Genomic DNA, 12809 nt, shown 5'->3' with positions numbered 1-12809 from the left:
GTCTTTTATGATTTTCTATTAAAGGTCGAATAAACTTGGTAGCCACAAACTCAACTGTGGAAAATAGGTAACCAAGAACAGGGCCACTATCATTGCAATGAACAAAGGTAAAAGCGGTTTAAACACCTTTTCTATGGTTGTCTTCGCCACGCCCACACCAACAAAGAGTACAGAACCGACGGGAGGTGTACAGAGTCCAATACAAAGATTCAACACCATTATGATTCCAAAATGTACGGGATCCAATCCTAATTTTGTGACGACAGGTAAAAATATAGGGGTAAAAATCAATACGGCCGGAGTCATGTCCATAAACACACCCACAAACAAGAGTAGCAAATTGATGATCAAAAGAATAACGATCTTATTGTCGCTCAACCCCAATAAACCAGAACTTATTTCCTGTGGAATGTTCTCATATGAAAGTGCCCATGACATACACATAGACGCCCCGATAAGCAGCATTACTATGGCTGTAGTCGAAGCAGAGTCCAATAAAATCTGTGGTAATTTCGCAGAAGAAATCTCCTTATAGACAAACCCCAGGATAAGACTATACAAAACGGCTATGGCCGATGCTTCCGTCGCGGTAAAGATACCGGTTACAATACCCCCGATAACGACCACGAGCATAAGAAGACTGGGCAAGGCATCGATAAAGGTTTTAAAAACCTCTTTTAAGCTACTCCGTTTTCCTACTTTATATTTTTTCTTTTTGGCCCAAAAAGAAGCTACGATCATTAAGAACAAGCCGGTCAAAATCCCAGGTATATATCCAGCCAAAAACAAGGCGGCAATAGATGCGCCCCCACTAGCCAAGGAATACACGATCAAAACATTACTTGGCGGAATTATCAATCCGGTGGTAGCCGAGGTAATATTCACGGCAGCACCAAACTCACGGGAATAACCTTCTTTCTCCATTTCCGGACCAAGAATACTACCCATTGCCGAAGCTGAAGCCATAGCCGACCCGGCAATAGCGCCCATTAACATGGCAGCGATAACATTGATCAGGGCAAGTCCCCCAGGTAGGGAACCCACTAGGGTCTTTGCAAAGGCAATAAGCCGTTGGGCAATACCGCCCTTATTCATCAGTTCCCCAGAAAGTATAAAGAAGGGTATGGCCAGCAGCGCAAAACTATCGAGTCCCGTGGCCATTCGTTGTGACACTGTGGTAAAAGCCGGTATTCCGGGTATGCTTACCAACATGGTCAATAAGGATGAGATAGCGATGCTCCAAGCAACGGGCGTACCTATGGCCAAAAGACAAATAAAACTAATCACTAATACTAAAACGGGTATATTTTCCATCATGACCTTAGGTTTAAGAGATCCGAGACTTTGTAATAAATGATCAAAAGACCACTAATCGGAATAATTACATACACTACCGCCAAAGGTATTTGCAGTGCTGGGGACTGTTGTCCCAAAATATAGGAGATATAAACCAATCGGGAACCTCCTACTATAAAAGCACAAAACACGAATAGGATTATCAGTATGGTTACTATGACCTTTAACTTTTTCTGTGTTTTGGCAGTAGCCCTTGAGGGCAGGATGTCAATGGCCACATGCAAATTCTTTCCGGCAACATAAGCCGCTCCCAGAATACCTACCCATATCATTAGGTATCGGGCCAATTCATCGGTAAATGAACTGGGGTTGCCCGTGACATATCTTGTAAACACCTGCCAGAGTACATTTATGACCATAATGGCCATAATGACCACTAGGGTTTTCCCAAGAATTTTATCAATTTGTTTTCGTAATGCCATATTAGTTGGTTTCTTTTATTTGCTGGATAAGTGGGTAGATGTCCTTATCATCTTTGTAATCTTCATAGATACTAGAGACCTTTTCTGCAAAAAGTGTTTTATCGGGGTGTGTGATGGTAACCCCTGCTTTCTCAACTTCCCTTAGGGCCTCAGCTTCAGCCTCTGCCCAAAGTTTTCTTTGGTATTTGACCGATTCCTGTACCGATTCGGTAAGCCATTGTTGTTCTTGCTTCGACAGCTTGTTCCATCTATAGGTACCCATGAGTAATACATCGGGTAAGACCGTGTGTTCATCAAGTGAATAATACTTACAGACTTCATAATGCCTCGAAAGATAAAAACTAGGTGGATTGTTTTCCGCACCATCAACGACACCTTGTTGTAAGGATGTGTAGAGTTCACCCCATGAAATGGGTGTTGGTGAACCTCCCAATTCCTGTACCATACGCACTGCCGTAACACTTTCCATGACCCTTATTTTTTGCCCTTTAAGATCATCGGGAGTCTCAATAGGTTTGTTCATGGTATAAAAACTTCGGCTACCCGCATCGTAATAGCCCAAGCCTTTTAACCAATATTTCTCACCTTCGTTCAACAGGGATTGTCCTATAGGACCATCCAGGACATCAAAGGAATGTTTCCTGTCCCTAAATAAAAAGGGCAACCCTAAAACTTTCATTTTAGGGGCGAAATTCTCTAATACACCCACAGAAACCTTGGTCATGTCCAAGCTACCGATTTGTAATAGTTCCAAACATTCACGCTCTGTTCCCAACTGCTGACTTGGATAGATCTCCAATTTCAATTTACCGCCGGAACGTTGAGCTAGATCTTCACCCATTTTCACCATGGCTTTGTGAACGGAGTGGCTAACATCCAAACCATGCCCTAATCGCAAAGTCTTTGTTGCATTTTCCGAGCCACATCCTTGGATGAGAAGAACTATAAATAAAAAGGTAAGGTTTCTAAAGATTTGCATATCCTAATTGTTTCTGATCTTTTTAATCGTTTCGAGAGCTTCCCCGACTTTCTTTTTCAAAAGGTCATAATCCTTATTCATAAGAATTTCCTTGCTGATCAATTGTGAACCCATGCCCACACAGGTTACACCGGCACCGAACCAACCTTTAAGGTTGCTTTCCTCTGTACTCACACCTCCTGTAGGCATAATACTTGTCCAAGGTTGTGGTCCTTTTATCGCTTTTACAAAGCCTGGACCATAGGTTGAACCTGGAAATAGTTTAATGATCTCGCAACCAAGCTCTTCAGCACGGTTTATCTCAGTCAATGATCCACAGCCCGGAGACCAAAGTACTTTTCTCCTATTGCAGACCAACGCAATATCTTCCCGTAAGGAAGGGGTTACTATAAAATTGGCCCCCATTTGCATAAACATACTGGCCGCACCAGCATCGGTAATGGAACCAACCCCCATTATCATTCCTGGTAATTCCTTAAGGGCATATTTATTCAATTCTGAAAACACCTCAAAAGCGAAATCGCCCCTTGCGGTAAATTCCATTAAACGGGCTCCCCCGTCATAACAGGCTTTGAGTACTTTTTTTCCCAATTCGATATCGGAATGGTAAAACAAGGGAATCATCCCTGTTTCTTCCATCACTTTTGCAACATGTAATCTTGAGTATTTTGCCATAATGTTTATATTCTTTATTAACGTGCTACCCTACCTGAGGCATCACCTCCCATTAATTTTTTCACTTCATCCACGGTCACCAAATTCGCATCCCCTTTTATGGTATGCTTCAAACAGGAAGCCGCTACAGCAAAGTCCAATGCATTTTGGTCATCATCGGGATACTGCAATAGTCCATAAATCAACCCACCCATAAAGGAATCGCCACCACCAACACGGTCAACGATATCGGTTATTTGATATTGACGCGTCTCATACATTTTTTTACCATCATAGAGAACACCGGCCCATGTATTATGGGATGCCGATATGGACCCTCTTAAAGTAGTGATTACTTTTTTTGCTTTCGGGAATTTTTTCATCATTTGTTCGCAAACTGAAAGAAAAGCCTCTGCCTTAACATCATGGCCGTCTTTATGTACGTCCAAGCCTTCGGGATGAATTCCAAAATGCTTTTCGGCATCTTCCTCATTGCCCAAAATAATATCACAGTAAGAAGTAAGTTCGGTCATGATGGCCTCCCTATCGCCTCCATAGTTCCATAATTTGGCCCTATAATTCAAATCGGTTGAAATCGTGATTCCCATTTCACTGGCCACTTTCACAGCTTCAAGACAAACATCGGCCGCACCTTGTGAGATTGCTGGCGTTATACCTGTCCAATGAAACCAACCGGCACCATCAAATACTTTTTTCCAATCGATCATTCCTGGTTTGATCTCACAAATGGCCGAATGTGCACGGTCATAAACCACCTTACTGCCACGACTCACCGCACCGGTCTCTAAGAAATAAATCCCTAAACGGTCACCTCCAAAAACAATGTTCTGGGTGTTCACCCCTCTTTTCCTCATTTCCATAAGGGCACATTCCCCAATATCATTCTTAGGCAAACGGGTTACAAAATCGACCGGTACTCCGTAATTCGCCAAGGATACAGCAACGTTTGACTCTCCGCCCCCGTATACAACATCAAAACTATTGGCTTGCGAAAACCTTAAAAATCCAGGAGGGGATAATCTGAGCATGATCTCACCGAATGTAACTACTTTTTTCATTTTTTTTGATTGGTTTATTGTTCTTTAAAAATTAAAATATTCCTTGGCATTGTTATATGAGATATCCTGTACCAGTTTCCCAATCCATTCAACATCATTTGGCAATTCACCACGTTGTATTTCACTCCCGAAAAGGTTGCAAAGTACACGCCTAAAGTATTCATGTCTCGGAAAGGATAGGAAACTTCTCGAATCGGTCAACATTCCGATAAAACAACTTATAAGCCCCATATTTGAAAGCGCATTCATCTGCTTGGTCATTCCGTCTTTTTGATCCAAGAACCACCAACCCGATCCAAACTGCACTTTCCCTTTTACACTACCATCGTTAAAATTACCGATCATACTGGCCATAACCTCATTATCGGCTGGATTCAGGTTGTAAATAATGGTCTTCACCAATTTATCCTTACTATCCAATGTATTCAAGAAGGCGGATAGTTTTTCGGCCTGGGGATAATCCCCTATTGAATCCCATCCCGTATCCGGACCAAGAATTTGATGCATACGGGCATTGTTATTCCTTAAAGCCCCTAAATGGAATTGTTGTACCCAACCATATTCATGATAGGTCTCTGAGAGGAACAATAGAACTGCTCCTTGAAACTTTGAGGCTTCTTCATCAGAGATCACTTCACCGCTTCTTTTTCTTTTAAAAATAACTTCTATTTCTGAATCCGTAAAGTTCTCGAAATGAATCCGATCCAAACCATGGTCACAAAGCTTACATCCATTCTTATCAAAATAGGCTATTCTACTTTTAAGCGCATCACATAAATCGCCAAAAGTATTTATCTCCAGATCAGCGACTTTAGCCAAGGCATCTACGTAGTCATTATAACCTTCCGCATCGACCAGGATGGCCTTATCCGGCCTAAAGGCCGTACTTACCTTAATATCGATATTGCTTTTCGCCAATGTCTGGTGATGCTCCAAATTATCCAATGGATCTTCCGTAGTACAAACGACCTCAACATTCGCCTTTCTAAGCAAGTTCTGGCAACTATATGCCGGTGTGTTCAATTTTTCGGCAGTATCCAAATATATCCTTTCCGCCGAACTTTCATTTAACAAGTCGTAGATATCAAAATATCGGGCCAATTCCAAATGCGTCCAATGATATAAAGGGTTACGCATGGTATAAGGTACTGTTTTGGCCCAGTGCATAAACTTCTCCTTATCGGATCCATCACCGGTAATGAATTTCTCATCGATACCCAAAGTACGCATGGCCCGCCATTTGTAATGGTCACCATTGATCCACACCTTTGTAATATCCCCGAAGATCTTATCCTCGGCTATCTCTTGGGGCGGTAAATGATTGTGGTAATCGATTATGGGCTGATTCTTTGCATAGGTATGATACAATTCCTTTGCGAATTTATTTTCCAACAGAAAATCATCATGTATAAAAGGGTTGCTTGCTGCCATAAATGTTTCTTTACTATTCGTTAGCTGGTTTACCAATGGTAGCCAAGATACCACCATCCACATAAATAATCTGACCATTAACGAAATCACTCGCCTTTGATGCCAAAAATACTGCCGTACCCACCAAATCCTCAGGGTCTCCCCAACGGGCCGCAGGGGTTCTACTGATGATAAAATCATTAAATGGGTGTCCATTAACCCGTATAGGTGCTGTTTGGGCCGTAGCAAAATACCCTGGCCCGATCCCATTGGTTTGAATGTTATATTTGGCCCATTCGGTTGCCATATTCTTGGTCAACATTTTCAATCCGCCTTTGGACGCCGCATAGGCCGAAACAGTGTCCCTTCCCAATTCACTCATCATTGAATTGATGTTGATGATCTTACCTGCTCGTCGGGTGATCATCTTTCTACCCACATATTTTGAGACTATGAAGGGCCCTACCAAATTCACATCAATAACCGCCTCGAAATCCTTAGTTTCCATATCCTGCATGGGAACCCTCTTTATAATACCGGCATTATTGATCAAAATATCAATGGGCCCCACTTCCTTCTCAATCAAATCTATATGTTTTTCCACTTCTTTATCATCCGTAACATCAAACACATAAGTATGGACCTTAAGTCCTTCTTTTTCATATTCCTTCTTCGCAGTTTCAAGCGTTTCCGGGGTATGATTGTTCACAATCAATTCAGCCCCTGCCTTACCCAATCCTTTGGCCATAGCCATTCCCAAGCCATGGACAGCTCCTGTGACCAAGGCTCTTTTTCCGGTTAAATCAAATAAATCTTTCATATTGTTAATTTATCTTAGTTCGTTCGGTGCACAAACATCCATATCACCATAATCAAGGTTTTCGCCGGCCATTCCCCAAATAAAGGAATAGCTACTGGTACCCGATCCAGAGTGGATTGACCATTCGGGCGATAAGACCGCTTGGTTATTCTCCATAAAAATATGTCTGGTATGTTGTGGTTCACCCATAAAGTGACTAATGGTCTGCCCCTCTTCCAAATCAAAATAGAAATAGGCCTCCATTCGTCTACTATGTGTATGTGCCGGCATGGTATTCCATACATTGCCCTGCAAAAGTTCCGTTAGGCCCATTTGCAATTGGCAGGTCTCGACTATGCTATTTACGATCAGCTTGTTAAGCACTCGCTTATTGGCGTATTTTTCATCCCCCAGCTGAACAACCTCAGCCTCATCCGCACCCACTTTCTTGGTAGGAAAACTTTTGTGCGCCGGGGCGGAATTTATATAGAATAAAGGTTGCCCTTCCCCGATATTTGAAAACACCACTTCTTTGGATCCTTGCCCAACATACAACGCTTCCTTTTTGTTGAGTTCATATTCCTTGCCATCAACGGTTACTTTTCCTTTTCCTCCGACATTCACAATCCCTAATTCCCGTCGATCCAAAAAGTTTTCCGATTTCAAATATGGTATCGTTTCCAAGGTTAAATCTTTACTGACCGGCATTACCCCACCTATGATATAACGATCATACATCGAATAGGTCAACCGTATTTCATCCTGGACAAACACCGCTTCGACCAAAAACTCTTTACGTAGTTCCTCTGTCCCGTATTTTCTGGCATCAACAGGATTAGCCGCATACCTAAGTTCGTGTTTTGTCATCTTTTTAACTTTTGCGTAATCGATTACGCGAAGATAATGGATTTCTAATAATTGCCAATAAAAATGGTGCTATTTCTTTTTTTTGGGTGTTTTCTTTAAGGATATCACTTTATTGTCTTCAATTGTGACAATAAGCCCCTTGGCACTTTAAAAACAGTTCCATGCCTAGCCCCTTTGGGAAAATTGATTTGACCGGAAATGTCTTCCCATTTTTTTAAATCGGTTGATTGGACTGCCCCATATTCCTTATCCACGTACTTGTCAAAATACACGATCCACTTTCCATCGACCTTCAGGCTTGTGGGTCCTTCGGCCCAATAATCCCCGGTGATAGGCAAACCAAGTGTGGAATATGGCCCATTGAGGGTTTCACTATACGCCATTTTGATATTTTTTTGCTCCGGAACAACAGTTTCGTCCTTCAAAAACATCAAGTACCCATCATCCACTTTTTTAATGGTCGCATCGATTACATTAAATCCTGGATCAAATAACAATTCCATATCCGTAAAAGTCTTAAAGTCCTTCGTAAGGGTATAATACATTCGATGGTTATACCCATTTTCCTTGACACTTCTTGTTTCCGGAAACTTATCCGTAATGGTACTTGCCCAATAGATCATATATTGTTCGGCAACCCGATCATATGTTATTTCCGGGGCCCAGGTATTCCTTGTTCCCTTTTCATGGTCCATTACCGGCAAATACCTTTGTTCCGACCAATGAATCAAATCTTTCGATGATGCATACCCAATACCTTTGTCCGTCCAACTAACCGTCCAAACCATATGGTACAAACCATCACCCCCCTGTATTATACAGGGATCCCTCATTAAACTATCCTTACCCACCCTTGGGGTCAAAAATGAAGTATCATTCTTTAGCGACTCCCAGGTATAACCATCCTCACTATAGGCTAGATGAAGTCCGTCTTCCCCATTATCCTTGAAATAGGAGAACAAGTACACTGAATCGTTTTTCACATAATTGTTCGCCTGAAACCATTGCTTCAAGTCTTGCGGCCAGTTCGCATTGGTTCCTGAAATTCCGAGACCAAAACCATGTCCACCCCTTTCGTATAAATGCATTTCAACAGGAACGTCCCATTTCTTTAAGGCTAAATAATACTCCAGGCTGTTCATGACAGGTACCGCTGTGTCATCGGTAGCATGCACCAAAAATGCCGGCGGCGTATCGGAGTCTACTTGATTCGCATTGGAAAAGGCTTCAATTAGGGACTTGGATGGATTTTTACCCAATAGGTTTTTTTTGGAACCTTGATGGGTTACCCCGTCTTGCATGGAGACCACAGGGTAGATCAAAATAGAAAAATCAGGCTTCGCACTAACATTGTCTATTGGAGGGTATGTAAGCCAATTATAATGTGTACTCAAAGTAGCCGCCAAGTGGCCTCCTGCCGAAAAGCCCATAATACCGATCTTATCCGGATCCACCTTCCACTTTTTGGCATTTCTACGCACTATACGTATTGCTTCCTGTGCATCCTGCAAGGGACCAATGGCCTTATCCATCATTATCTTATCACTGGGCATGCGGTATTTTAAGACAAAGGCCGATATACCCAAGGTATTCAGCCATTTGGCTACTTTGTAACCTTCTTTGTTGATTGCCAAATGGGAATACCCGCCTCCCGGACATATGACCACCGAAGTACCATTACCGATCGTACTGTCAGCAAGAAATAACGTAAGATCAGGTTGGGATACCTTGCTATAACCCCTAATATTCCCCAATGCATCCCATTGGGTGCCTTGGACATAAGCCTTATTGGTTATCGCACCTGGAACACCCTTACCCCATAGCTGGAGTACTGTATTTTGCGCCCTTACGACGTAGGGTATGGCCAGAATAAAAGACCATACAACCATCTTCATTGCAAATTCCCTATATGTTGTCATTCCTTGTGTTATTGCAATGATTCAATGTACGCTGTGGTCACCCACAAATCGCCCCTAAAAAGCGTCTAGAATCTTGGGAAACCACAATCCGATTTGATTGTACCAATCATTAAATATAACACATTCGGGGAAGCCGGATTTCCCTATTTTCGATAAATCATGAAATACCGGAACCTTCCAAACCGTAAAATACACTTGCCAAGCCATTTACCACGATTTGGAAATCACAACTGGGAAAACCCCGAATAGCACAATACGACTACAACTGCCTTAGTTTAACCAAGGCTTCTGATTTTGAATTCACATTAAGTTTTAAATATATGTTCTGTATGTGAAAGTTTATGGTGCTGGTGGTCACGAATAATTTTTCGGCAATGACCTTATAGGTCGCCCCCTTACACAGATAATCAATAATCTGGTTCTCCCTTTTGGAGAAGGATTGATATGATTTCCCGTTTAAATTCGATATTATCTTTTGCACGATATCATTACTCATGGCAGCCCCTTCATACTTTATTGAGTTCAGGGCATTGTGCAATCGATTTTTTGTCAACGGCTTGGTCAAATAGCCATTAGCACCATTCTTAAATGCTTTTTTTACACGCTCAAAATCAGAACGTTCATTAATCATAATGACTTTTACATTGGGATCCTTTTTGCGAAACTTATGTATAGACTCAATCCCATCCTCTTTCCATAAATTTGTTTCTAAAATCACGATGTCGGGCATTATATTTTCATAGTCCAACAGCGCTTCCTTAATCGAAGGAAACAGTCCTTCAAGTCCGTAATCCCTATAAGTTTCAAAGAAGAATCGGTATCCTTCATAAAGCTCCTGATCATTATCTACAATGATAATTTTTAAAATTGTTGATTTCATACCTCAGCGTATTTATGTTACATATATTTCTATTTTTTTGGAATTATTCCACGAACGGACAGGGCAAGTTTGCCGCCAATCAGACACTTAAAAAATCAAATAATAAGACCTATAGCCTCTTTCCCATTATGATATATAACAGGTAAAAAACTCAACAAATAGAAATTGTTACTAGGGTTTATAAGCAGGGAACTTAGATGGGTTCCCCCATGCAAAATGACCTATTAAATGCCTTGACAGAAGCCTTAACTCAGCCCTGAAAATCCTTTGGATCGAAAAATCCGATACGGATCCCATTCCTTAAGGGTTTCAACATTCAACACATCAATGTGCTTGCTTTTTTTGTAGTACTGTAGGTTTGGGTCTGGTTCCATTTCTTGGGGGGGATTTGGAGGTTAATATTGGTTGATATTATGATACAATGATATATAAAATTGAAATACACTTCAATTTAACATAGGTGTTTTCGTTCAAATGCACGGAATTTTAAGTCCACATTCGAAAAACATCGTTCAACTACATAATACAAACCATTTAAGAAGAGCCCGTGAAGGCCATGGGTAATGTTACAGATCCAACTTTTGGGATAGCTTACTTTAGGTTTTCATCTTATTACAAATGAAAAGGAGGGGGTAAATACTATCCCCCCGGATACCCCTCCTTTTATCAACCCAATCAGAAATTTTTAAATATTATGTTTCATTTTCAACTTTCTTGTGTGGCGTAAATCCGCTGAGGTTTAGATACGTCCCCACAATTTTGACCCATTTTTTCAATTAATCATTGTATAAATTTGCAGCCGTTGCGGAAGAATTTTGAACCTGCATGATCCATTTTTCATCCCTATATTCACCCTCTAGATTGGAAACTATAGCGGTTTCGGCATCTTTCTTAATATCATAATCAGCCAAATAAACATAATACAGTCCGTTTGATTTATTAAAGAAGTGTTTGGCATTCAATCCTTGATGCTTCAGATTATCCACAAAGGCATTTAAATACCTTTTGTTCTTATATACATTGACAATGACATAATAACCGGATTCCACTCCTATCATATCTGACTGGCCCAAAACCTTAATCGGTAACTTAACATAATCCTTATGTTCCAATTCATTCAGATCCTTAGATTCTACGGGCTGCCTATCGTTGGTGACCAATACCGTTCTACTGCCATTGGTGAATTCCTGTAAATTGGACTTTATATTCTTCTTAAGGTCATTACGCAACACTCGGACAATGGACTCAAATCGTTTTTCAAATTCATTGTTCCGTGCCCGTTCCAATGAATCCTGTCTCAAAATAAGCTCATCCAGGATAAGACGGTTTTGATAGGCTAGATCATTTTTATCGGTTAGTATTTCCTCAATAGGCTCGGCTTTAGGCTCAACCTTGCTCTTATTTTTCTTTTCCTCCATTAACGCCAAGATCTGTTCTTCATAATTCCGAACAATACGATCAATCTTTTCATCCTCGGAATTGTCGGTAAAGGCATTTTTAAGATTCTGTGAATCCTTAAAGGTATAAGCCAATGACAACTCATGGTTAAACCCAAGATCGGCATCCTCCTGCTTAATGTTCTTTTCCATTAAATAGCCGATGGACATTTTATTGCTAATATTAAAACCAAGACCCATTGATAAGCCATAGGTATCGTCCAAAGTAGTTTGCAACCAACCGTACTTTGGCATATCCAAGAGCACTGAGCCCATATAGGACAAGGTATTATCATCATTTCTACCAACTTGGAGCAACGGCATTAATCTCGCATTTTTAAACATTCCCATATTGGCCCCAAAAGAATGGGTGTACTGTAGGGAAGCCTTTATACTCTTATCGTCGAGCTGCGTTAAAAACTCGTTCGTGGTTTGATTGAATTTGAACAAATCCTCGGCATACAATCCAAAATCAAAGCTTCCTACCGACAAGGTAACACCGGGCTGTATCGCAATCTTACTTTGTTTGCTTGCTTCTAGAACCTCAGGATCATTCTCATTGGTTATGACCCTGTTTTTATCCAATCCTTCGTTGTAATACGAAACATTGGTTCCGAAAGTCAGTCTACTTTTCTCTCCCAACTGTACAGCCCTTGCATAGTTCGCATTAAAACCGAATTCTTGGACAACCCCCTCCCATTGACTGTATACGCCGATTCCTACGGCTGTATTCTCGTTCAATTTATTGCTGAAACCCAAAAAATAGTTTTGACTATTGTCCTCGAAAGTAGCATACTGGTTTCTGTGCAGGATATTCAGGTACGATTTATTTTCCCTTACCAAGGAGAAAGTCGGATTGATCAAAAACCGATTGAAGAACAATTGATTGTGATACGCGCTACGAGAACTTAGGCCCGAAGCCGTTTCCTGTGCGAATGATGTAAATACACAAAGCATCATGTAAATTACTATCAATAATCTCGATCTATATATAATTGTTATGTTGTA

At 41.1% G+C, this 12809-nt stretch carries 11 protein-coding genes; all 11 read right to left on the bottom strand.

Annotated elements, in window-relative coordinates; translation table 11 throughout:
- Positions 1-18 precede the first annotated feature (18 nt).
- The 11 genes from LX92_RS03945 to LX92_RS03895 all read right to left on the bottom strand — a co-directional run bounded on the left by LX92_RS03945 (position 19) and on the right by LX92_RS03895 (position 12758).
- A complete protein-coding gene (locus LX92_RS03945; RefSeq protein ID WP_109649069.1) occupies positions 19-1314 on the bottom strand; it encodes a TRAP transporter large permease in 1296 nt (431 codons plus the stop codon).
- Complete coding sequence (locus LX92_RS03940) at positions 1314-1778, bottom strand: TRAP transporter small permease (RefSeq protein WP_109648948.1); 465 nt, start codon at positions 1776-1778, stop codon at positions 1314-1316. The genes LX92_RS03945 and LX92_RS03940 overlap by 1 nt, the downstream gene beginning before the upstream one ends.
- 1 nt (position 1779) lies before the next feature.
- A complete protein-coding gene (locus tag LX92_RS03935) occupies positions 1780-2757 on the bottom strand; it encodes a TRAP transporter substrate-binding protein (protein WP_109648947.1) in 978 nt (325 codons plus the stop codon).
- Between the two features lie 3 nt (positions 2758-2760).
- Positions 2761-3432, bottom strand: coding sequence for a bifunctional 4-hydroxy-2-oxoglutarate aldolase/2-dehydro-3-deoxy-phosphogluconate aldolase (locus LX92_RS03930; RefSeq protein ID WP_109648946.1), 672 nt, complete (start codon positions 3430-3432; stop codon positions 2761-2763).
- Positions 3433-3449: 17 nt separating this feature from the next.
- Complete coding sequence (locus LX92_RS03925; RefSeq protein ID WP_109648945.1) at positions 3450-4490, bottom strand: sugar kinase; 1041 nt, start codon at positions 4488-4490, stop codon at positions 3450-3452.
- 24 nt (positions 4491-4514) lie between these two features.
- Entirely contained in the window at positions 4515-5921 is a 1407-nt protein-coding gene (uxaC, locus tag LX92_RS03920; protein ID WP_109648944.1) for a glucuronate isomerase, read from the bottom strand.
- A gap of 13 nt (positions 5922-5934) precedes the next feature.
- Positions 5935-6720: a gluconate 5-dehydrogenase gene (locus LX92_RS03915; protein ID WP_109648943.1), complete on the bottom strand. Its 786-nt coding sequence runs from the start codon at positions 6718-6720 to the stop codon at positions 5935-5937.
- A gap of 9 nt (positions 6721-6729) precedes the next feature.
- Positions 6730-7566 carry a 5-dehydro-4-deoxy-D-glucuronate isomerase gene (gene kduI, locus LX92_RS03910; RefSeq protein ID WP_109648942.1) on the bottom strand — a complete coding sequence of 279 codons (837 nt, stop codon included), beginning with the start codon at positions 7564-7566 and terminating at the stop codon, positions 6730-6732.
- 104 nt (positions 7567-7670) lie between these two features.
- Positions 7671-9485, bottom strand: a complete 1815-nt coding sequence (locus tag LX92_RS03905; RefSeq protein ID WP_109648941.1) for a prolyl oligopeptidase family serine peptidase — start codon at positions 9483-9485, stop codon at positions 7671-7673.
- Between the two features lie 259 nt (positions 9486-9744).
- Entirely contained in the window at positions 9745-10365 is a 621-nt protein-coding gene (locus LX92_RS03900) for a response regulator transcription factor (protein ID WP_109648940.1), read from the bottom strand.
- A gap of 776 nt (positions 10366-11141) precedes the next feature.
- Positions 11142-12758 (bottom strand): PorP/SprF family type IX secretion system membrane protein, encoded by a 1617-nt coding sequence (locus LX92_RS03895; protein ID WP_394340339.1) that lies wholly within the window; start codon positions 12756-12758, stop codon positions 11142-11144.
- Between the last annotated feature and the right edge of the window lie 51 nt (positions 12759-12809).

The sequence above is a fragment of the Maribacter polysiphoniae genome, from assembly GCF_003148665.1.
Lineage (GTDB): Bacteria > Bacteroidota > Bacteroidia > Flavobacteriales > Flavobacteriaceae > Maribacter_A > Maribacter_A polysiphoniae.
The sequence above is the reverse complement of the archived record's forward strand: the minus strand, read 5'-3'. Positions and strand labels throughout refer to the sequence as shown.